This is a genomic window from Streptomyces sp. NPDC041122, from assembly GCF_055592445.1.
The window spans coordinates 358,182-380,461 of the sequence record NZ_JBVIYQ010000010.1 but is presented as its reverse complement, the minus strand read 5'-3'; the positions used below and the strand labels follow the sequence as shown (position 1 = coordinate 380,461).

At 73.3% G+C, this 22,280-nt stretch carries 15 protein-coding genes and 1 pseudogene; 11 read left to right on the top strand and 5 right to left on the bottom strand.

What is annotated here, in order from left to right; all coding sequences use genetic code 11:
• The first annotated feature begins 183 nt into the window (after positions 1–183).
• Positions 184–1,539: an APC family permease gene (locus ACZ6B8_RS32790; RefSeq protein WP_471609558.1), complete on the top strand. Its 1,356-nt coding sequence runs from the start codon at positions 184–186 to the stop codon at positions 1,537–1,539.
• A 189-nt stretch (positions 1,540–1,728) separates the two neighbouring features.
• Here ACZ6B8_RS32790 and ACZ6B8_RS32785 read toward each other — a convergent pair whose 3' ends face one another.
• Complete coding sequence (locus ACZ6B8_RS32785) at positions 1,729–4,767, bottom strand: AfsR/SARP family transcriptional regulator (protein WP_471609557.1); 3,039 nt, start codon at positions 4,765–4,767, stop codon at positions 1,729–1,731.
• Positions 4,768–4,984: 217 nt separating this feature from the next.
• On the opposite strand from ACZ6B8_RS32785, the gene ACZ6B8_RS32780 reads away from it, so the two are divergent.
• Genes ACZ6B8_RS32780 through ACZ6B8_RS32770 form a run of 3 tightly spaced genes read left to right on the top strand, consistent with a single transcriptional unit; the run spans position 4,985 to position 10,466 of the window.
• Entirely contained in the window at positions 4,985–5,881 is an 897-nt protein-coding gene (locus ACZ6B8_RS32780; RefSeq protein ID WP_471609556.1) for a hypothetical protein, read from the top strand.
• Between the two features lie 17 nt (positions 5,882–5,898).
• Complete coding sequence (locus ACZ6B8_RS32775) at positions 5,899–8,244, top strand: protein kinase domain-containing protein (RefSeq protein WP_471609555.1); 2,346 nt, start codon at positions 5,899–5,901, stop codon at positions 8,242–8,244.
• A gap of 2 nt (positions 8,245–8,246) precedes the next feature.
• Positions 8,247–10,466, top strand: coding sequence for a protein kinase domain-containing protein (locus tag ACZ6B8_RS32770; protein ID WP_471609581.1), 2,220 nt, complete (start codon positions 8,247–8,249; stop codon positions 10,464–10,466).
• A gap of 44 nt (positions 10,467–10,510) precedes the next feature.
• On the opposite strand, the gene ACZ6B8_RS32765 is transcribed toward ACZ6B8_RS32770, so the two are convergent.
• Complete coding sequence (locus ACZ6B8_RS32765) at positions 10,511–11,344, bottom strand: MurR/RpiR family transcriptional regulator (RefSeq protein WP_471085852.1); 834 nt, start codon at positions 11,342–11,344, stop codon at positions 10,511–10,513.
• Positions 11,341–12,900: an aromatic amino acid ammonia-lyase gene (locus ACZ6B8_RS32760; RefSeq protein WP_471609554.1), complete on the bottom strand. Its 1,560-nt coding sequence runs from the start codon at positions 12,898–12,900 to the stop codon at positions 11,341–11,343. Before ACZ6B8_RS32760 ends, ACZ6B8_RS32765 begins: the two co-directional genes overlap by 4 nt.
• Positions 12,901–13,042: 142 nt before the next feature.
• On the opposite strand from ACZ6B8_RS32760, the pseudogene ACZ6B8_RS32755 reads away from it, so the two are divergent.
• The 6 genes and pseudogenes from ACZ6B8_RS32755 to ACZ6B8_RS32730 form a co-directional block, all read left to right on the top strand.
• Positions 13,043–14,083, top strand: a pseudogene (locus ACZ6B8_RS32755) (ABC transporter ATP-binding protein); the annotation flags it as partial.
• A gap of 227 nt (positions 14,084–14,310) precedes the next feature.
• Positions 14,311–14,958 (top strand): ABC transporter permease, encoded by a 648-nt coding sequence (locus tag ACZ6B8_RS32750; protein WP_471609553.1) that lies wholly within the window; start codon positions 14,311–14,313, stop codon positions 14,956–14,958.
• A gap of 1 nt (position 14,959) precedes the next feature.
• Positions 14,960–15,631, top strand: coding sequence for an ABC transporter permease (locus tag ACZ6B8_RS32745; protein ID WP_471085840.1), 672 nt, complete (start codon positions 14,960–14,962; stop codon positions 15,629–15,631).
• A gap of 20 nt (positions 15,632–15,651) precedes the next feature.
• Entirely contained in the window at positions 15,652–16,587 is a 936-nt protein-coding gene (locus tag ACZ6B8_RS32740) for an ABC transporter substrate-binding protein (protein WP_471609580.1), read from the top strand.
• A gap of 48 nt (positions 16,588–16,635) precedes the next feature.
• A complete protein-coding gene (locus ACZ6B8_RS32735; protein WP_471609552.1) occupies positions 16,636–18,063 on the top strand; it encodes a purine-cytosine permease family protein in 1,428 nt (475 codons plus the stop codon).
• A gap of 11 nt (positions 18,064–18,074) precedes the next feature.
• Positions 18,075–18,494, top strand: coding sequence for a hypothetical protein (locus ACZ6B8_RS32730; protein WP_358711518.1), 420 nt, complete (start codon positions 18,075–18,077; stop codon positions 18,492–18,494).
• A 22-nt stretch (positions 18,495–18,516) separates the two neighbouring features.
• On the opposite strand, the gene ACZ6B8_RS32725 is transcribed toward ACZ6B8_RS32730, so the two are convergent.
• Positions 18,517–19,278, bottom strand: coding sequence for an SDR family oxidoreductase (locus ACZ6B8_RS32725; protein ID WP_471609551.1), 762 nt, complete (start codon positions 19,276–19,278; stop codon positions 18,517–18,519).
• Positions 19,279–19,440: 162 nt separating this feature from the next.
• Here ACZ6B8_RS32725 and ACZ6B8_RS32720 point away from each other — a divergent pair, with 162 nt between their 5' ends.
• The gene (locus ACZ6B8_RS32720) at positions 19,441–20,283 is read left to right on the top strand and encodes a helix-turn-helix transcriptional regulator (RefSeq protein ID WP_471609550.1); all 843 of its coding nucleotides are present in this window, start codon (positions 19,441–19,443) and stop codon (positions 20,281–20,283) included.
• Between the two features lie 476 nt (positions 20,284–20,759).
• Here the strand turns inward: ACZ6B8_RS32720 and ACZ6B8_RS32715 are convergent, their stop codons facing one another.
• Entirely contained in the window at positions 20,760–22,151 is a 1,392-nt protein-coding gene (locus ACZ6B8_RS32715) for a cystathionine beta-synthase (protein ID WP_471085830.1), read from the bottom strand.
• Positions 22,152–22,280: the final 129 nt, after the last annotated feature.

Sequence of the window (22,280 nt, the reverse complement as noted above, 5' to 3'; positions counted from 1 at the left end):
GAGGACCACTCAGGGGCGCGGGGAACTGCGCGATCAGCCCCGCACCACCCGCACCCATACACGAACGCGCCCCACCCACCCCCGAAATCCTCTGAGGTTGCTCACATCGCGCATGGGCGCGAAAGCGGCGGGCAGACCCACGCACCAGGACGTGTTCCCGGTCCCAGGGAAGGCTGGCCCCACGTGACCGAACCCAGCACCGCTCCATCGCCCGCCGAACACACACTGCACCGCGCCATCGGGCCCAAGCTCCTGATCCTCTTCGTGGTCGGCGACATCCTCGGCACCGGCATCTACGCCACCACCGGCAAGGTGGCCGGCAAGGTCGGCGGCGCGCTCTGGCTGCCGTTCGCCATCGGGTTCGTCGTCGCCGTCCTGACGGCCGCCTCGTACGTCGAACTCGTCGGCAAGTACCCGAAGGCCGCCGGCGCCGCGCTCTACACGCAGAAGGCGTTCAAGACGCCGTTCCTCACCTTCATCGTCGCCTTCATGGTGATGTGCTCCGGGCTCTCCTCGGCGAGCGCCGCGGCCCGCGCCTTCAGCGGGGACTACCTCGGCGAGCTCACCGGGGACGCGCTGCCGCCGACCCTCGTCGCCATCACCTTCATCGTGCTGCTGGCCGCGCTGAACCTGCGCGGCGTCTCGGAGTCGGTCAAGGCCAACGTCGTCCTCACCCTCGTCGAGCTGACCGGCCTGGTCATCATCCTCGCGATCGGCGCGTACGCGGTCCTGACGGGCGACGGCGAACCGTCCCGCCTCACGCAGTTCGAGACCGGCGACGGCACCGGGTTCGCCCTGATGACCGGCGTCCTCGGGGCGACAGCCCTCGGCTTCTTCGCCTTCGTCGGCTTCGAGGACTCGGTGAACATGGCCGAGGAGACCAAGGACCCCGTCCGCACCTTCCCCCGCGCCATCTTCATCGGCGTCGCGGTGACCGGCACGATCTACGTCCTGGTGGCGCTGGTCTCGTCCCTCCTCGTCGACCACAAGACCCTGGAGGGCTCCAGCGGCCCGCTCCTGGAGGTCGTCAAGGCGGGCGGCGTCGACTTCCCGCACAAACTCTTCGCGCTGATCGCCCTGTTCGCGGTCACCAACTCCGCCCTGATCAACATCATGATGGCCTCGCGGCTCTGCTACGGCATGGCCAACGAACGCATCCTGCCGCGCACCATGGGCCGCGTCCTGCCCCGCCGCCGCACGCCGATCGTCGGCATCGTCTTCGTCTCGCTGCTGGCGATCGGCCTGGTGTCGACCGGCGAGATCGAGGGCCTCGGCGACACCACGGCGTTCCTGCTCCTGTGCGTGTTCGCGGTGGTCAACGTGGCCGTCCTGGTGCTGCGCCGCGACCCCGCCGGGCACCGGCACTTCCGCGCGCCGACCTTCATGCCCGTACTCGGCGCGATCACCGCCCTGATCCTCGCGAGCCCGCTCGCCGACCGGCCCGCCGAGGTCTACATCCGGGCCGGCGTCCTGGTCGCGATCGGCATCGGCCTGTGGGCGGTCAACAAGGTGGTGCTGCGGGCCAGGGGCGAGGAGTAACCGCCACCCGTCCCCTACCCGGCCGCCATCGCACCGCGGCGCCGCGCCCCGCCAGGTGCGCACGCTCACGCCCCGGCTCTGCGGCACGTCGCACGTCGTACTTCCCGGCCCGCACCACCACCGGCACCCTCACCAGCCCCTGCCCCCCGCGTCCCGTGCCGCCTCCCGCGCCCTCCGCGTCCCGTGCCGCTACGCCGAGCCCGCCAGGGAGCGGGCGATACGGAACTGCCGCTCCGCCTCCGCCGGGTCGCCCGCCGCCGCGTACGTGCGGCCGAGCCTGCGGCGGACCTCCACCTCCAGGGGCCTGCTGGTGTGCTCGGTGAGCGTGGCCAGGGCCTCCCGCTGGAGGGTGAGGGCCGAGGGCAGGTCTCCGCGGCCGTGTTCCGCGGCGCCGAGCAACGACAGGCTCGTCGCGCGCAGTTGCAGGTCGCCGACCTCCTGGGCCAGCTCCGCCGCGCGCCGCGCCAGGTCCTTGACCTCGGTGTGCCGGCCGAGTGCCAGGTGGGCCTCCGCGGTGAAGCACAGCGTCTTGCTGATCATTCTGGGCCGGCCGATCTTCTCGGCGAAGGTGAGCGAGGTGGCGTAGTACGTGAGCGCCTTCTCGTGCCGGCCCTCCTGGTCGTGCAGGGCGCCGAGCTGGCAGCTCGACATCCCGGCCAGCCAGTCGTCGTCGAGCCGGGACGCGAGCCCCATGACCTCGCTCAGGTGCGCGGCCGCCTCCGGGAGGCGGCCCAGCGCACGTTCCGCGGCGCCCATGACGGCGATCGCGCGGGCCTGCTCGCGCAGGTCGCCCCGGGGGCGGGCGATGCCCAGCGCGTCCGCGCACCAGGCGTACGCCTGCCGGAAGCGCCCCTGGTAGATGTCGGCGATGGCCAGGCAGTTGCGCAGGGAGGAGGGCATCCGCCGGTCCTCGGCCAGGTCGGCGCCGGGCAGCGCGAGCTCCAGGGCGGAGCGGCACTCGTGGAAGCGGCCCTGGCGGACCAGCGGGTCGACCAGGGACTCGGCGATCCAGCAGGCGTCGTCGCGCAGCCCGGCGGCCGCCGCGAAGGCGACCACGTCGAGCAGTTGGCCGCCCGCGGCCTCCAGCCACGCGTCGGCCTCCCGCCAGTCCGCGAAGGGGGAGCCGGAGACGTCGGGGCCGGTCGGGTACCCCTCGGGGCCCCAGTCGCTGGCGATGCGCCCGGCGGCCGTGTAGAGGTGCAGGACGGCGGCGCGGTCCGCCGCGGCCTCCGCGGGCGCGGTGGCGGCGAGGCGCCGCGTGTGGTCGCGTACGAGGTCGTGCAGCCGGTAGCGGCCGGGGCGCGGCTGCTGCAGCAGGCTCGCGTCGACCAGCCGCTCCAGGAGGTCCTCGGCGTCGTGCGGCGAGCGGCCCAGCATGACCGCGGGGGTGAGCCCGTCGAACTCCGCGGTCGGCGCCTGGCCCAACGCCCTGAAGCACCGCCGCAGTTCGGGGGCGAGCAGGTCGTAGGACATCCGGAAGGCGGCTTCCACGCTGCGGTCCTCCGCGCGGAGCTCGCCCAGCCGGCGTTCGTCGCCCGACATCCGGCCGACCAGGTGGGCCACCGTCCAGGACGGCCGGTTCTGCAGCCGGGCCCCGGCGATCCGCAGCGCCAGCGGGAGGCCGCCGCAACGGCGGGCGAGCTCCTCGGCGGCCTCCGGTTCCTGTCCGGCGCGCGTCCCGCCGAGGAGGCGCGAGAGCAGGGCGACCGCGTCGCCGGTGTCCAGCGGCTCCACGGTGATCCTGCGGTCGGCGTCGAGGCCGGGCAGGCGCTGGCGGCCCGCCACGAGGACCCGGCTGCCGGGGCCCGCGGGCAGCAGGGGGCGCACCTGCTCCGCGCTGCGGGCGTCGTCCACGACGAGGAGAAGCCGCAAGGAGCTGGTGGCGACACGCCAGGCAGTGATCAACTCGTTGATGTCGTCGGGGAGTTCACCGTCGGCGCCGTTGACGGCACGGAGCAGCTGGTGCAGGGCGCGCTGCGGGCGCAAGCCCTCGTGCGGGGCGCCGTGCGTGTGCAGGTCCACGAACAGACAGCCGTCCGGGTACTGGTCGTGCAGCGCCCAGGCGGCGCGGACCAGGAGCGCGGTCTTGCCGACGCCCGCGGTGCCGTCGACGGCGGCCACGGAGACGGAGCCCGCGGGCACCGGCGCGGTGAGCCGGGCGAGCTCCGGCTCCCGGCCGACGAGCCAGGCGGTGTCGCCGGGGAGTTCGTTGCGGCGGGGGCGCGGAGTGTGCGGGGAGGAGGCGGGGGCGGGTGTCGCGGCCGGGGGCGGGGACCCGGTGGCGGGGGTGACCGTGGTGCGGGTCGGCGGGTCCGTGCCGAGCAGCGCCGGATCGTCCCGGCGCAGCACGGCCTGGTGCACCCGGCGCAGTTCCTCGCCGGGTTCCACGCCCAGTTCGTCGCGGAGCCGGTCCCGGGTCTCCCGGTAGGCGGCGAGCGCTTCGGCCTGCCGGCCGCCGCCGTACAGCGCGCGCATGCGCAGGGCGGCGAGCGGTTCGTCGTACGGCTGTGCCGTGGGCGCGGTCAGCAGCTCGTCCAGGGCGTCCGCGTACCGGCCGAGGAGCACCAGGCACTCCACCCGCTCCTGGTGCAGGGTGCGGCGCTGCCGGGCGAGGCGCCGCCGCTCGGCGTCGGCGACCGGTCCGGGCAGGCCGGCGAGCGGCTCCCCGCGGAACAGGTGCAGGGCGCGGGTGCAGCCGTCGAGGGCGGCGGCGAGGTCACCCGCGGCCTTCGCGGCGCGTACGGCGCCTCCGTGCGCGGCCAACTCCCCTATGTCGGTGCGGACTTCGCCGGGCACGAAACGGTAGCCGCCGCGCTCACCGCGGATCACGGAGGCGGTGGGTCCGGTGCCGGGCGCGTCCAGTGCCTTGCGCAGGGGGTAGACGTAGCTGGGCAGGACGCGGCGGCCCGTGCCCGGGGGTTCGAGTCCCCATACGTCGTCGAGGAGTTGCTGGTGGGTGACGAGCGTCTCCGCGCGCAGGACCAGCGCGGCGAGGACCGCCTGCCGGCGCACGGGCCCGAGATCGAGGGGGTTCTCGCCGCGGTGGGCGGTGACGGGGCCGAGCAGGGTGAGCCGGAACGGGACTTCGGCGATCTCGGCAGCCCCAGCGGCTTCGACGGCTTCGACGGTCCGGGCGGCTTCGACGGCTTCGGCGGTCCGGGCGGCTTCGACGGCTGCGGCACCGGCCGTGCCGGGCCTGCCCCGCGTACCCACTCCGTTGGTCCTCACTGCGAACTCCCCCATGGTCTCCGCGTTTTCCCGCGGTTCCCCGTTTTCCCCGCGGTCACCGAGTTCCCCGCTTCAGCAGAATTTCATCGGCATTGCAGTGTCTCGCGAGAGGGTTCGGCGCGTCGTGTCCGGTCCCGGTCGATCTCCGTTCCGGCCTGCCCCGGGACGGGTTCGCGCCGGTCCCGAGGGCGTGAACCGTAGGAAAGCGAGCTGCTCCGTGAGTGAGAACCCGCAGGTGGACCCCCGGCAGGGCTTCGGCGAGGCGCACCAGGGCGCCGGCCAGGCGTACCAGGGCCCCGGCCAGGCGCCGCCCCCGATGCCCGGGCAGGCGCCGCCGCCCGTCCCGCCGCAGGCGCCCGGCGCGCCCTCGGCCTGGTCGCAGCCGGTACCGCCCGGCGGCGCGGGTGGCCCCGGCGACTCGGGGTCCGGCCGGGGCCGTTCGCGCGCCTGGCTGATCGGTGGTGCCGCGGCGCTCGTCGTGGCCGTGATCGTCGGCGTGGTCGTCGCCACGTCGGGGGACGACGACAAGGACACCGCGTCGGGCAAGCCCGCCGGCCTGCCGGGCGGCGTCGCCAAGCCGAAGGGGCCATCGGACGAGGAGCCTTCGGGGGGCAAGGCGTACACCAAGGTGCCCGACGGCTGCGAGCTGATCAAGGCGTCGACCATCGAGAAGATCGCGCCCGGCGGCATGTGCACGCCCAACGCGATGGACAAGGGCGAGGCCGACCTGGCGACGATGATGACCAGGATGCCGAGGTGGGAGCCGGCCGACCACGGCGGCTCCTATCAGAGTCTGTCGGTGAGCCTCACGGTCGGCGCCAGCGTCAAGGGCCAGTACGACCTCAAGAAGCAGAGCGCTCTCGGCGACGTCAACGGCATGCGGAAGGTGGAGGGTTCCCGGCCGGTGAGCGGGCTCGGCCAGGAGGCCCTCGTCGTCGACACCATCGACACCCGGGAGGGCACACTGGCCCAGGCCGAGGTGGTCGTCATGGACGGCAACGCCGCGCTCAGCGTGGAGTTCACCTACAGCCGGGACACCTCCGACACCACCCAGAAGCAGGCCGACGCCGCCGTCGTCACCGCCGCCCGCGACGTACTCGGCTCCCTGAGCTGACCACCGCGGCGACGACCGTGCCCACCCACCCCTACGCAGGCGGCGACCCCACGGCCGTACAGGCCCCGCACACCACCGTGCCGCAGCCGCCCGCCACCCCGACCCGGCCGCTCACCGCCGTCCCGGAGCCGCCGGGTCAGGCCCACCGCGTCCACCCGTCGCAGCAGGGCCCCACCCGCATCGGCCCCTACGAGGTCTTCCAGCTCCTCGGCGAGGGCGGCATGGGCCGGGTGTTCCTGGCCAGGTCGCCGGGGTCGCGGCTGGTCGCCCTGAAGGTCATCCGGCCCGAGTACGCCGAGGCGCCGAACTTCCGCGGGCGGTTCCGGCGCGAGGCCGAGGCCGCCCGCCGCGTCAGCGGTTTCTTCACGCCGCCCGTGCTCGACGCCGACGCCGACGCCCCGCGGCCCTGGCTGGCCACGGCCTACGTCCCCGCGCCCTCGCTGCACGATGTCGTACGCGGCTTCGGCGTGCTGTCCGAGGCGGGGCTGCGGGCCCTGGGCGCCGGCCTCGCGGAGGCGCTGCCCGCCATCCACGACGCCGGAATCGTGCACCGCGACCTCAAGCCCGGCAATGTCCTCATCACCGAGGACGGGCCCCGGGTCATCGACTTCGGGATCAGCAGCGCGGTGGACGCGACCCAGGTGACGCGCACCGGCGCCGTGATGGGGACGCCCGGGTTCATGGCGCCCGAGCAGATCGTGTCGAGCCGCGACGCCGGTCCTGCGGCCGACATCTTCTCGCTGGGCTGCGTCCTGGTCTTCGCGGCCACCGGGCACGGCCCCTTCGGCTCGGGAGGGACGGCCGAGATCCTCTACCGGGCCGTCCACCAGCCGCCCCGACTCGACGGCGTGCCGCACGCGTTGGCCCCGCTCGTCGTCGCCTGCCTGGACAAGGACCCCGGCCGCAGGCCGGCCGCCGCCTCCGTCCTCGCCGCGCTGGGGGCCACCGATCCCGCCGCGCTGCTCACCCCGGGCCTGCGCGAGGACCTGGCGCGGCGGCGGGCGCACGCCGACATCCTGGTGTCCGCGCCGCCCGTGCCCGTGGCGTCCCTCGCAACGCCGGCCGGCCCGTTCGAGACCGCCACCCGCAATGGGCCCAGCCGTCGCAGGTTCCTGTGGATCGCCGCGGCCGGCACCACCGTGGCGGCGGGCGGCGGGGCCGCGGCGCTCGTCGGGTGGCGGTCGGAGCCCGGCACGGACCCGGCCCGTGACGGCGACAGCGGCGGCGGAAGCGACGGCGCGGGCAGCACCGGCCGGGCCGCGCCCAAGGTCCCGGCCGGCCCGAAGCCGCGCTGGTCGACCCCGCTGAAGAAGCTGGCGAGCCCGCGCCTCCAGCTCCTCGGCGACGTGCTGGTGCACTGGGAGCAGCGGCGCGCGACCGCCTACGGCACCGCTGACGGGAAGGAACGCTGGGAGGGGGAACTGCGCCTGCCCTCCGGCGTCTCGGGGACCACGACGTGGCTGGGCGTGGGCGGGTCGACGCTGTTCGCCTCGGTCTGGAGCGGCGAACGCGGTCTCCTGTTCGGCCTCGACGCCACCGGCAAACAGAAGTTCACGCACACGGTCACCGAGTCGAAGGCCGGTGCGCTCTCCGCCGACTTCGTCGAGAGCGTCCTGTCCGTCGCCGGTGCGGTCGCCGTCGTCGGCACCAGCGGCCACAAGGGGTACGGGGTGGCCGCGGTCGACGTCGGCTCGGGCGAGGTGCTCTGGTCGCGCAAGGTCAAGGGCAGCGACTTCCAGGCGTACGCCGACGGGGACCGCTGTTTCCTCCAGGACAACGGCACCCTCCGCGGCCTCGGCCTGCGCTCGGGCGACGAACGGTGGAAGGTCGGGAACGTCATCGAACCGGGCGCCTACCCCCGGCTCTCCACCGACGGCAAGACCCTGCTCGTCGCGAGCACCAAGGTGCAGGCCTTCCGTGGCGCCGACGGCAGGAAGCTGTGGACCGCCGTCAACGAGACGACCACCGTCAGCGCGGCCCGGGTCCGGGGCGAACGGGCCTACCTCTACGACGGGCCGGGCACCGTGTTCGCCCTGGACACGCGCACCGGCGAGCAGGTCTGGCACAGGGCGAGCCCGGTGCACCTGACGACCACCGGCGGCGCCCAGGACCAGGGGCCCGCCGTCTCCTCGTCCGTCCTGGCCATCCCCACCTGGGCCACCGGCGACGTCCCGGGCTTCATCGTCCTGCGCCCCTCCGACGGGAAACCGCTCTGGGCGCACCAGCCCTCCGGCGACGGAGCCGACGGCAAGGGCGCGAGCAAGAACGGCGGCAAGAGCAGCTGGTTGCTGCAGCTCACCGGCACCACGGTCTACGCCGCGTCCGACACCACCCTCCACGCCTTCCGGAGCGACACGACGTGACCATGCCGCCCACCCCGCCCCTGCCACCGTCCGCCCCGACGCCGCCCGGGCCCACGCCGCCCGGGCCCGCGCCCACGCCGCCCCCACAGGCCGCCCCGCCCGCCCCCGCCCCGTACATCGGCCCCTACCGGGTGATCCGGGAGCTCGGCGCGGGCGGCATGGGCCGTGTCCACCTCGCCGCGTCGCGCAGCGGCCGCGCGGTGGCCGTCAAGGTCGTCCGGCCCGAACTGGCCGCGGACCCCGACTTCCGGCGCCGCTTCAGGGCCGAGGTCGACGCCGCCCGCGCGGTGTCCGGCGCCTTCACCGCGCCGGTCGTGGACGCCGACCCCGACGGGCCGCAGCCGTGGCTCGCCACCGCGTACATCCCCGGCCCCTCCCTCACCGACGCCGTGGACGCCCACGGGCCGATGCCCGAGCCCACCCTGCGCGTGCTCGGCGGCGGCCTGGCCGAGGCGCTGGCCGCGATCCACCGCGCCGGGCTCATCCACCGCGACCTCAAGCCCTCCAACATCCTGCTCACCCTCGACGGGCCCCGGGTCATCGACTTCGGCATCAGCCGGGCCGTCGACGGGACCGTGCTCACCGCCGAGGGCCAGGTCGCGGGGTCGCCCGGTTTCATGTCGCCCGAGCAGTCCAGGGGCGGTGAACTCACCGCCGCCTCGGACGTGTTCGCCTTCGGCGCCGTGCTCGCCTTCGCGGCCACCGGCGTGCCGCCCTTCGGCACCGGCGCGGTGCACGCCCTCCTCTACCGGGCCGCCTACGAGGAGCCGGAGCTGACCGGCGTCCCGCACGCCCTGCTCGGCATCGTCACCGCGTGCCTCGCCAAGGACCCCGCCCGCCGCCCCACCGTCGAGCAGCTGCAGGGCCGGCTGCGCCCGGAGACCACCGCGGGCTGGCTCGGCGCGGTCGAGCTCCGGGTCACCGAGGACCAGCGCACGCTGGCCGGCGCGCTGCGCGGCCCGCTGCTCGGCCGCCGCCGGCTGCTGACCGGCGGCGCCGCGCTCGCCGTGACCGCGGCGGCGGGCGGCACCGCCTGGTTCCTGCGCTCGCGCGGCGGGGACGGCGCGGACTCGGCCACGCCCGAACTCGTCTGGACCGAGGAACTTCCGCGGCCCGGCATGTTCCTGAACGACGTGACCAGGTCCACGCTGCTGTGCACCGAGAAGGCCGCCGGCGCCTGCTTCGACCGGAGCACCGGCAAGCTCCTGTGGAAGGACCTCGGCGGCCAGAACACCGACGCCCTCGCCGACGACGAGCGCGTCTACACGGTGCGCACCGACGGCAAGGTGTACGGCTTCGACGGCCGGTCGGGGAAGAGGCTGTGGGACGCGCCGGGCGGCGAGGACGCGCCCCGACTGGACTTCACCGACGGCGATGTGGTGCTGACCACCAGCCGCGGCCGGTTCCGGGCCCTGGAGGCGTCGAGCGGCGACGAGCGGTGGACCTCACGCGAGGTGAAGGAGGTCGGCTCGGTCGTCGGCGTCACCCCGGCGGGCGCGCCGCTCGCCGGGGGCAGCCCGTCGAAGGTCAACCCGGCCGCGATGCTCACGGGTTACTCCGCACTCGATCGCCGGACCGGCGAGCGGGTGTGGGCGAAGGACCTCGTCACCCTCTATCCGCCGGAGGAGAGCACCAAGAGCAAGGTGCTCTACGGCATCGACGCCGGCATGAAGCTGCTCGCCCTGGACCCCGACGCCGGCCGGACCCTGTGGAGCAGGCCGACCCGGCTGCCGCCGACGAACAGCGAGATCCTCGGCTACACGCGGTCCCTGAGCCTGCTCGACGGCACCCTGTTCTGCTATCCGAGCACCGGCTTCAACGGCTCGACCCGCGGCCTCTTGGCCGCCTTCGACCCCGGCTCGGGCAAGACCCTGTGGACGGTGCGGACCACCGCCCGCGGCAACCGCGGTTTCGCGCGCGCCGGTGCGACCGTCTGCTACCTGGACAAGAAGGTCCTGTACGGCCTCGACGCCGGGACCGGCGCGAGGCGCTGGACGGCCGGGGCGGGCCTCGGCGACCTCGACCTGCTCGGCGCCGTGCGCGGACTCTTCTTCGCTGCGGGCACGAAGGGGCTCTACGCCTTCCACGCCGGGACCGGCAAGCAGGTCTGGCATCACCGGGCCTCCGGCGGCGCGGGGAACTGGTCGGGGCGGGCCGTCGGCGGCGATCTGTACGCCGCCTGGTCGGGCAGGCTGTTCCGCTTCAGGGTGCCGCAGGCGTAGCGGCGGCGCCTCGCCGTACCGGCGGCTGCCCCGGCCCGGCGGGCTCACTCCACGAACAGCCCCCGCGCCGCCGCCCCCGCGTCGAACTCCTCCAACCGGGCCTGGGCGTCGGGGAGGTCGTCGCACATCGCCTCCAGCAGGACGCGGCCCAGGAGCATCGGGGCGCACGCCGTGTCGAAGGCGAGGCCCGTGCCGACCGCGGCCGGCAGGAGGAGGTCGGAGTGGGCGGCGACCGGGGCGAACGCGGAGTCGGCGACGGTGACCACCGTCAGGCCCGCGGCCCGCGCGTGGGCGAGCGCGTCGACGACCTCGCGGGGGTGGCGCGGCAGCGCGAAGCAGAGCAGGGTCGTGGCGCCGGCCCGCACCGCCGCGTCGACGCGGTCGGCCAGCATCGTGCCGCCCTCGTCGAGGAGGCGCACGTCGGGGTGGACCTTCGCGGCGAAGTACGAGAAGCCGTACGCCTGGGACGCGGCGGCCCGCAGCCCGAGGACGAGCAGGGGGCGGGACGCGGCGAGCAGCCGGCCCGCGCGCTCGACCGGCGCGGGATCGGCGAGGACCTCCGCCAGGTGCCGGAGGTTCTCGATCTCCGCCTCGACGGCCTGCTGGTACTCGTTGGCGGCGCCCGCCCCCGAGCTCTCCGCGGGGGCCACGTCCCGCAGGTGCCTGCGCAGCGCCGGGTAGCCGTCGAAGCCGAGGGCGACGGCGAAGCGGGTGACCGACGGCTGGCTCACCCCGGCGAGTTCGGCCAGCTCCACGCTGGAGAGGAAGGGCGCGTCGGCGGCCCTGCGCACCATGCAGTGCGCGATGCGCCGCTGGGTGGGCGTGAGCCGGTGGCCCTCGAAGAGCACCTGCAGTCGCGCGGCAGGGCTGTCAGTCATGCCGTCCCCCTCAGAAGGTCCGTACCCGCACTCGTTCCGGCGCCGAGCTCCGACCACAGTCCGGCGAACCGGTCGAGCAGCCCGGTCGCCGCTGTCACATCATCCGTCAACGGCCGGTCGGCGAGCTCCGCGTCCAGGACCGAGTCGGCGAGGTCGAAGGCGCGGGCGAGCGGGGTGCGGGGGTCGAGGCGCAGGTCGCGTTCGCGCAACGCCCGTGTCGCCGCGACCAGTTCACAGCCGACGACCAGGCGGTACGCCGCGCAGGCGCGCAGGGTCTGGCGGGCGGCGAGGGAGGCGAAGCTGGCCTGTTCCTCGACGCCCCGGGAGAGCACCGCGTGGCCGAGGGAGGCGGGCGCGGAGAGGGCGCGCAGGTCGCCGAGGGCGGCGCCGGCCGCGTATTCGAGGATCATCACGCCCGAGGAGGCCGGTTCGCCGTCGGCGAGGAAGGGGCGCAGGCGGGTGAAGGCCGGTTCGTTCAGGGTGGAGAGGCGGGAGGTGGAGAGCCGGGCGACCTGGGTGGTGGCGAGCCTGAAGTGGTCGAGCGCCAGGGTGAGTTGGGCGAGGTAGAAGCCGCCGTGGTGGTAGGCGGCCAGGCCCTCGGGGCAGATCAGCGGGTTCTCGGCGGCCGCGTTGATCTCGACGGTGAGGACGTCCTCCAGGGCGGTGGCCGCGTCGTGCGCGGGGCCGTGGATCTGCGGCAGGCAGCGGAACCCGTAGGGGTCCTGGATGCGGCCGAGCGGCGGAGTGGGGCGGTCGGGGGCGCCGAGCAGGCGGCGCATGCGCGCGGCGACCGCGTGCGACCCGGGGTGGCGGCGCGCCTCGTGGACGGGCAGCGCGTACGCCTCGTACGACCCGTCGACCGCCATCAGGGACAGCGCGGCGACCACCTGGGTGGCGCCGATCAGGCCGCGCAGTTCGTGCAGGGCGAGCGCGGACTGGCCGAGGGTGAGGGCGTTGCTGCTGATCAGGGCGAGGGCGTCGTTGTTGTCGAGAGGCTGGGGCGCGGGTGGCTTTCCGGGGCCCTGCCAGGGGTGTTCGCCGGCGAGCGCGAGGCCCAGCTGAGCGAGGGCGGCGATGTCGCCGGTGCCGACCGAGCCGAACTCGTTGACCGTGGGGTGGGCGCCGGCCTCCAGGGCCTCGCAGAGCGCGGTGACGACGCTGGGGCGCAGGCCCGCCCCGCCGGCGAGGAGCTGGTTGGCGCGGACGGCGAGCATCGCGCGGACCTCGCGGGCGGGCAGTTCCTCGCCGATCGCCCCGGCGTGCGAACGCAGCAGCCGCAGGCCGTGGTCGGCGGCCGCCTCGGTGGGCACGTCCTCGTTCCGGTTGGCGCCCACACCGGTGGAGCGGCCGTAGACGCGGCCCCACGCGGCGATCTCGCGGGCGGCGTTCCAGGAGTTCTCGGCGCGCTGCATCCCGTCGGTGGCGGGCACCGGACTGGCGTCGGATTCGGCCAGGCGTACGACGTCTGCGACCATCATTCCCCGGCCGTCGAGAATGACGACCGCTCCCCTGTCGTCGGTCGCTGTGTCCGCGATACGAGACGACTTCACTCGCATTCCCTCCTCAATCGGACGTCCTGTCTTGCCCATCGGCCACTTGTTACCAGGGATTTCCACCGGAGGCGCCGAGAACTATTGACAACCTATTCAGACAGCAAGAACTCTGCATGACGATATACAGCCGGGCAAGGGACTCCACATGATCCAGTTCGACACGGTCCACAAACGCTTCCCGAACGGCACGACAGCGGTCCACGACCTCACCCTGGAGATGCCGGAAGGCGGCGTGACCGTCCTCGTCGGATCTTCCGGTTGCGGCAAGACGACGACGCTCCGCATGATCAACCGGATGGTCGACCCGACCTCGGGCACCATCCGCGTCGGCGGCCGCGACATCCTGGAACAGGACGCGGCGGAGCTGCGCCGCTCCATCGGCTACGTCATCCAGCAGGCCGGTCTCTTCCCGCACCGCACGGTCCTCGACAACGTCGCCACGGTGCCGCTGCTGCTCGGCTGGGGCCGGCGCAAGGCCCGCGCCCGCGCGGCCGAGCTCCTGGAGACGGTGGGGCTCGCCCCGGACGCGGGCAGGCGCTACCCGCACCAGCTCTCCGGCGGACAGCAGCAGCGGGTCGGCGTGGCCCGCGCGCTCGCCGCGGACCCGCCGGTGCTGCTCATGGACGAGCCGTTCGGCGCGGTCGACCCGGTGGTCCGCACCCAGCTCCAGGACGAACTGCTGCGTCTCCAGCAAGAGTTGAACAAGACGATCGTCTTCGTCACGCACGACATCGACGAGGCGGTGCGGCTCGGGGACCGGATAGCCGTCTTCCGCACGGGCGGGCACCTCGTGCAGTGCGCCGATCCCGCGGAGCTCCTTGCCCGCCCGGCGGACGACTTCGTCGCGGACTTCCTGGGCGCGGAGCGGGGCCTGAAGCTGCTGTCCCTGACGACGGTCGGGGACGTCCCTCAGGGGCCGGCCCCCGAGGGCGGGGCGTGGACGCTCCGCCTCGACGCGGCGGGTGCGCCGCTCGCGTGGCGGCACGTGGACGGGGCGGTGCCGGACGTTCCGGTCCGGCCGCTGCGCGACACCGACTCGCTGCTTGCCGCGCTGGACGAGTCCCTCGCGTCGCCCGCGGGTCTGGTGGCCCGCGTGGACGTGGCGGGGCGCCTGACGGGGGTGTCGTCGCGGGGCGACCTCCACGAGCACGCTGGCGCTGTGCATGAACGGGGGCGTTCGGCTTCCCGCCGGGTGGAGTCCACCGATCCGGCCTCCGGCCGGGTGGGGGTGGCTTCTTCGGCTGCCGGTTCGGTGGGGGCTGGTCGCGCAGTTCCCCGCGCCCCTGGGTCGACCGCCGGGCCCGGCGCCGAGGGGTCCCGCCCAGAGGTGCCGGCCGAGGAGGACCCCCTAGGGGCGCGGGGAACTGCGCGACCAGCCGAAAACGACCCGCACCCCAAGGCCCAGGGCACCGCATGAGCATCGACTGGTCGTGGATCGGCGACCACACCGACGACCTCACCACCCTCACCCTCTCCCACCTCCAGGCCGCCCTCTCGGCCGTGGCCCTGGGACTGCTGATATCCCTCCCGCTGGCCGTGGTCGCCCACCGCGTCCGCCCCCTGCGCGGACTCCTCCTCGGGCTCTCCAACGTCCTGTTCACCATCCCCTCCATCGCCGTCTTCGTCCTGCTCCTGCCGGTCAGCGGACTCACCCGCACCACCACCGTCACCGGCCTGACGATCTACACGCTCGTCGTGCTGCTGCGGAACACCGTCGAGGGCCTGGACTCCGTGCCGGTGAAGACCAAGGAAGCCGCCAAGGCCATGGGCACCCGGCCGCTGCGCACCCTGCTCACCGTCGAACTCCCCCTCGCCCTGCCGGTGATCATGGCGGGCGTGCGGATCGCGACGGTCATGTCGATCTCCCTCGTGTCCGTGGCGACGTACATCGGCGACGGCGGGCTCGGACAGCTCTTCACCGACGGCTTCCAGCGCAACTTCCCCACCCCGGTGATCGTCGGCGTCGTCCTCACGCTGCTCCTCGCGCTCGTCGCGGACGCCCTGCTCGTCACCCTCCAGTACGTCCTGACGCCCTGGACCCGCCGCCGCAGGAGTGCCTGACATGTACGAACTCTTCAAGGACCTCGGCGCCTGGCTGACCAGCGGCGAGCAGTGGACCGGACCCGACGGGATCGCCCACCGCCTCGCCGAGCACCTGCAGTACTCACTGCTCGCCACCCTCATCGCCGCCGCCATCGCGCTGCCGCTCGGCCTGCTCATCGGGCACACCGGCCGCGGCGCGTTCGTCGCCATCAACCTGTCGTCGTTCGGCCGGGCGCTGCCCACCGTCGGCCTCGTCGTGCTGGTCTTCCTGGCGAGCGGGCTCTCCATGTGGCCCGTCTACATCGCGCTCGTCGCCCTCGCGGTGCCGGCCATCGTCACCAACACCTACGCGGGCATGACCGCCGTCGACCCCGAGGTGAAGGACGCGGCGCGCGGCCAGGGCATGCGCGCCCACCAGGTGCTGTTCCAGGTCGAGTTGCCGCTCGCGCTGCCGCTGATCATGACCGGTCTGCGGCTCGCGCTGATCCAGGTCGTCGCGACGGCCACCATCGCCGCGTACGTCTCCTTCGGCGGGCTCGGCCGGTACGTCTTCGACGGGCTCGCCCAGCGCGACCTCGTCCAGGTGCTCGGCGGCGCCGTGCTCGTCGCGCTCGTCGCCGTCGTACTCGACCTCGCGCTCGCCGCCCTGCAGCGCGCCCTCTTCCGCCACCGTCCCGCCCGACAGGCCTAGGAGCACACCAGATGGCCCCCATATCCCGCAGGAACCTCATCGGCGGACTCCTCGCCACCGCCTCCGTCCCCGCGCTCGCCGCCTGCAGCGGCGGCATCACCTCGCTGAACGGTGACGGGTCCGGCGGCGGCGGAGGCGGCTCCAGCAAGAACGGCGTCACCATCGGCACCGCCAACTTCACCGAGAACCAGGTCCTCGGGTACCTGTACGCCGCCGCCCTGGAGGCGGCCGGCGTAAAGACGAGCGTGCGCCCCAACCTCGGCACCCGCGAGATCCTCATCCCCGCCCTCAAGGGCGGCGACATCGACCTGCTGCCCGAGTACCAGGGCGCGCTCCTGCACTACCTGGACCCCAAGGCGAAGGCCACCGAGGAGGGCGAGATGCAGAACGCGCTCGCCGTGCGCCTCCCGCGCGGCCTGCAGATCCTCCCCTACGGGCGGGCCGAGGACTCCGACGCGTTCGTCGTGACCCGCGAGACCGCGAAGGAGTACGGCCTGAAGTCCCTCGCCGACCTGGCGAAGCACAACGGCAAGCTCGTCATCGGCGCCGCCGCCGAGGTGAAGAAGCGCACCGTCGGCGCGGTCGGCCTGAAGGACGTGTACGGCGTCGAGTTCAAGGAGTTCAAGTCGCTCGACTCCTCGGGACCGCTGGTGAAGGGCGCGCTGCGCAAGGGCGACGTCGACGTGGCGAACCTCTTCACCACCGACACCGACATCGCCGCCGAGCACTGGGTCGTCCTCACCGACCCCGAGCACCTCGTCCCCGGCCAGCACGTCGTCCCGCTCATCGCCGACCGCAAGGCCGACTCGACCGTGCGCAGGGCGCTCGCCCGGCTCGGCGCGCTCCTGACCACCGCGCAGCTCACCGAGCTCAACCGCCTGGTGGACAAGGACAAGAAGGACCCCGAGGACGTCGCGCAGGACTGGGCGGAGCGGCACGGCCTCACGAAGAAGTAGGCGTACGCCCGGACGCAACCGGCGTACCGAAAAGGGGAGTTGACGCGCATGGCAGCCGAAGACCTGGTGGAGCGGCGCTCCATCGACGTCGTCCCGGACGACGAACGGCACGGCACGGCGTTCAGCCAGTTCACGCTCTGGCTCGGCGCCAATCTCCAGATCACCGCGGTCGTCACCGGCGCACTCGCCGTCGTCTTCGGCGGCGACGTGGTGTGGTCCCTCGTGGGCCTGGTCCTCGGCAACCTGCTGGGCGGCGCGGTGATGGCCCTGCACTCGGCGCAGGGGCCGAAGCTCGGCCTGCCGCAGATGATCCAGTCGCGGGCCCAGTTCGGCGTGAAGGGCGCGGTCGTCCCGCTGCTCCTCGTCATCCTCATGTACGTGGGGTTCTTCGCGAGCGGCAGCGTGCTCGCCGGACAGGCCACCGCGGAGCTCACGCACACGAACGACACCATCGGCATCGCCCTCTTCGCCGCGGTCACGGCGGTGATGGCGGCGGTCGGCTACCGCGTCATCCACACCCTCGGCCGGGTGGCGAGCGTGATCTGCGCGCTCGCCTTCGTCTACCTCGGGATCCGGCTCCTGGACCGCGTGGACCTGTCGGCGCTGCTCTCCGACGCCCACTTCGACCTGCCGATGTTCCTGCTCGCGATCTCCCTCTCCGCCTCCTGGCAGCTGGCCTTCGGCCCGTACGTCGCCGACTACTCGCGCTACCTGCCGCGCACCACCTCCGCGAAGGCGACCTTCTGGTGGACCCTGTCGGGCTCGGCGCTCGGCTCGCAGTGGTCGATGACGTTCGGGGTGCTCGTGGCGGCGAGCGCGGGGGACGCCTTCCTCGCCGACCAGGTCGGCTATGTGGTCGGCCTCGGCGGCACCGGACTGATCGCCTCCTTCCTGTACTTCGTGATCGCGCTCGGCAAGCTCACCATCAACGTGCTCAACACCTACGGCGGGTTCATGTCGATGGTGACGAGCATCAGCGGCTTCCGCGGCCAGCGCGTCCTCGGGCAGCGCGGGCGGGCCGCGTACATCGCGGTGATCATGGTGGCGGGCACGGCGGTCGCGCTGCTCGGCAAGGACAGCTTCCTGACGTCGTTCAAGGACTTCCTGCTGTTCCTGCTGACCTTCTTCACGCCCTGGTCGGCGATCAACCTGGTCGACTACTACCTGATCTCGCGCGAGCGGTACGACATCCCCGCCCTCTTCGACCCGCGCGGCCGCTACGGCGCCTGGCGCTGGGACGCCCTCGTCGTCTACGCCGTCGGGGTCCTCGCCCAGCTCCCCTTCCTCGCCACGCACTTCTACACCGGCCCGCTGGTCGACCCGCTGGGCGGCGCCGACGTCTCGTGGATCGTGGGGCTCGTGGTGCCCGCGGTGCTGTACTGGGCGCTCGCCCGCCGGAACCGGCCGGTTCCTGGGGATGGTGCCCGGACGGAAAGGGGGGTTAGCCCCACCGCGACCGAGGCGTCCGCGCCGTAACGTAACCGGGTATGGAAGCCCGTGACCCCGAACTCAAGAAGGAACTCGACGCCACTCTGCACGCCCGCAGAGAGCTCGGCGAAGAGTACGACGCCGCTTTGGTCGACTCGTTCCTGGGGAAGATCGAGCAGCGCCTGGACGGCACGGTCGACCGCCGGATGCGCCGCCACCTGGCCGAGCAGCAGATGGTGGTCGCCCGGGGCGCCCGCACCCCCGGCAGCCCCGTCGACTCCTGGAGCGAGCGCTTCGGATTCGGCGTGATCTCGCTGATCCTGGCGATCCCGCTGTCCGCCATCGCCGTGGTCAACGCCGACCTGACCGGGCTCTTCGTGTGCTGGGCCGGCATCTTCGGCGTGAACGCGGTGCACGCCCTGCGCGGCGCCGACCTGGGACGGCGGCGCAGGGAGCGCTCCTCGGAGTGGGACGACTGAGGCCGCACCGCGCCCCGGCGGCTCACGCCTGGCGGGTGGGCAGCACGATCAGCTGACGCAGGTTGACGTGGCGCGGCCGACTCGTCGCGTACGCGATGAGGTCGGCGACGTCGTCTGCGGCCAGCGAGCCGATCGCGCCGAACATGCCGTCCAGCTGTCCGCTCAGTTCCGTGTTGTCGATGTGCCCGCGCAGCTCGGTCTCGGTGAGGCCCGGCTCGACGTTGGTGACGCGCACGTCCCGCGGGCCGAGCTCGGTGCGCAGCGACTCCGACAGATAGGTCAGCGCGGCCTTCGTCGCCCCGTACACCGCGTAGTGCGGGAAGGTGATGTGGGCGCCGACCGACGAGATGTTCACCAGGTCCGCCGTCCCGCCGTCGGCGGCCGCGGCGACCAGGTCCGGGGTGAAGGCGCCGATGATCCGCAGCGCGCCCGCCACGTTGGTGTCCAGCATGCGCTGCCACTCGTCGGTGCGCCGGTCGGTCACCGGGTTCGGCAGCATCACGCCCGCCGCGTTCACCACCAGGTCGACGCGTCCGTACGCCGCGTGCACACGCTCCACGGCGGCGTCCACCGACGCCTGGTCCGTGACGTCGGCGGTGACGGCGAGGGCCCGGCCGCCGTCCGCCCCGATCTTCCCGGCCAGTTCCTCGAGCCGCTCCGCGCGCCGGGCCAGCAGGACGACGCGGGCGCCCCGGGCGGCGAGCAGCCGGGCCGTGGCCTCGCCGATGCCGCTGGCGGCGCCGGTGACGAGGGCGGTGCGGTCCGAGAGGTTCTCGTACGACATGGCTGAACTCCCTGTGCGAGCAGTGGGATCGATACCGGTCCGGGGCGTTCCCCGGCGGCGAGAACCACTCTGCGCGTCCCGCGCCGCGCTACCCAGGGCTGTGCTTTTCCTGGGTCCGGCAGTACCAGGCTGGAATCCGGCCACCCCTCTAGGATCGACCGCATGGACGGCGACCTCGGAGACTTCCTGCGCTCACGGCGCGGCCGCATACAGCCCGCGGACGTGGGCCTCACCGCGCACGGGCGGCGCCGCGTGCCGGGCCTGCGCCGCGAGGAGGTCGCACAGCTGGCGGGCGTCAGCGTGGACTACTACATCCGCCTGGAACAGGGGCGCGGGCCCTCGGTGTCCGACGCGGTCCTCGACGCGATCGCGCGCGTGCTGCGCCTGGACGAGACGGAACACGCGTATCTGCGCACCGTGGCCCGTCCCCGGCCGCGCCCGCGGCGGGCCCGGCCCGCCGCGCAACGGGTCCGCCCCGGCCTGCGGCTGCTCCTGGACACCATCGACCGCGCACCGGCGTTCATCTTCGGCCGCCGCATGGACGTGCTGGCCTGGAACGCCCTGGCCGACGCCCTCAACGGCTTCTCCGCGCTGTCACCCGCCGAGCGGAACGTCCCGCGCCAGGTGTTCCTCGACGGCCCCGGACGCGACTGCTACCCGGAGTGGGAGGCGGTGGCCGCGGAGACGGTCGCGTATCTGCGCCTGGACGCGGCGCGCTATCCCTCGGACGGTGAACTCTGCTCCCTGGTGGGCGAGTTGTCCGTCAAGAGCGAGGATTTCCGGCGGCTGTGGGCCGACCACGAGGTGAAGGAGAAGACCCACGGCGTGAAGCGGATGAACCATCCGGTGGTGGGGGAACTCGTCCTCCCCTACGAGACGTTGGCGCTGCCCGGCGATCCCGACCAGCTCATGGTCGTCTACACCCCCGAGCCGGGCTCGGAAAGCGCGGACCGCCTGTCTCTGCTGGCCAGCTGGTCCGCCGGGGCGGAACCGTCGCGTCCCTGAGCGGTTCTCTCGCCTGGGGGCGGGTGGGGGTTGCCCGCGCAGTTCCCCGCGCCCCTGACCAGTCCACATCGGCCCCGACTCATCGCACCGCCACCCGGGGTGTTTGCGCAGTTCCCCGCGCCCCTGGGTGGGCCCCGTGGCCGTCCGCCTGCAAGGTGCCGTCACCCGGAGGTGCCCTCAGGGGCGCGGGGAACTGCGCGAGCAACCCCCACCCACCCGCACCCGCAGACCGCAGGTCAAAGGCCGCTCACAGGGACCACCGCACCCCCGGAGGGAACCCCCCAGGGGGCGGGACGACGGTGGTCCCCGTGAGGGACGCGCGGCCGGGTCAGAGCCGGACGCGCGTCCAGACGTACGAGGAGGTCCGGGAGCCGCTCCGGAGTTCCTGACGCCGACAACCACCACTGTGCCGGAGCCGTGTTAAGCGAGTGCTGCGCGCACATGACACCCGCGTACCACTTCGGAGAAGCCCCGCGTCAGCGCCCCGGCTGCTCCGCCAGGAACGCGAGCAGGTCCTGCCGGCTCACGACCCCCGTCGGCTTGCCCTCGACCAGGACGATCGCCGCGTCGGCCGCACCCAGCACCGACATCAGGTCCGCCACCGGCTCACCGGAGCCGACCTGCGGCAGCGGCGCCGACATGTGCTTCTCCAGCGGGTCGGAGAGCGAGGCGCGCTGCGTGAACAGCGCGTCCAGGAGCTCGCGTTCGACGACCGAGCCGATGACCTCCGCGGCCATCACGTCGGGGTGCCCCGCGCCCGGCTTCACGATCGGCATCTGCGAGACCCCGTACTCCCGGAGCACCTCGATCGCCTCGCCGACCGTCTCCTCGGGGTGCATGTGCACCAGCGAGGGCAGTTCGCCGCCCTCCTTGCGGCGCAGCACGTCGCCGACGTCCGGCTGGTCGCCGTCCTGCTCCAGGAAGCCGTAGTCGTTCATCCACTCGTCGCTGAAGATCTTGCTCATGTAGCCGCGGCCGGAGTCGGGCAGGAGCACCACCACGACGTCGTCCGGGCCGAGCCGCTCGGCGACGCGCAGCGCCGCGACGACGGCCATGCCGCAGGAGCCGCCGACGAGCAGCCCCTCCTCCTTGGCCAGGCGGCGGGTCATCTGGAAGGAGTCCTTGTCGGACACCGCGATGATCTCGTCCGTGACGTTCCGGTCGTACGCCGTCGGCCAGAAGTCCTCACCGACGCCCTCGACGAGGTAGGGCCGTCCGGAGCCGCCCGAGTACACGGACCCCTCGGGGTCGGCGCCGACGATGCGGACGCGGCCCTCGGAGATCTCCTTCAGGTAGTTGCCGGTACCGGAGATCGTGCCGCCGGTGCCGATGCCCGCGACGAAGTGGGTGATCTTCCCCTCCGTCTGCTCCCAGAGCTCGGGGCCCGTGGAGTGGTAGTGGGAGAGCGGGTTGTTGGGGTTGCTGTACTGGTCGGGCTTCCAGGCGCCGGGCGTCTCGCGGACGAGGCGGTCGGAGACGTTGTAGTACGAGTCCGGGTGCTCGGGGTCGACGGCGGTCGGGCAGACGACGACGTCGGCGCCGTACGCCCGCAGCACGTTGATCTTGTCGAGGGACACCTTGTCGGGGCAGACGAAGATGCACTTGTAGCCCTTCTGCTGGGCCACGATGGCGAGACCGACCCCGGTGTTGCCGGAGGTGGGCTCGACGATGGTGCCGCCGGGCTTCAGCTCCCCGCTCTGCTCCGCCGCCTCGATCATGCGCAGGGCGATGCGGTCCTTCACGGATCCGCCGGGGTTGAAGTACTCGACCTTGGCCAGGACGGTCGCCTGGATGCCCGCGGTCACGTTGTTGAGCCTCAACAGCGGGGTGTTGCCGACGAGGCTGATCATCGAGTCGTGGAATTGCACCGTTGTCTCCGGGCTGCGATGTAGTGCGACGAATTGGTGCGGTCAGCCTAAGGGTCCGCCTCATCCGTTCACCTCCGCTTGCGATTGGCCGACCGTGCTTACGGGGCAATGAGTGGATGTACGGCCCTT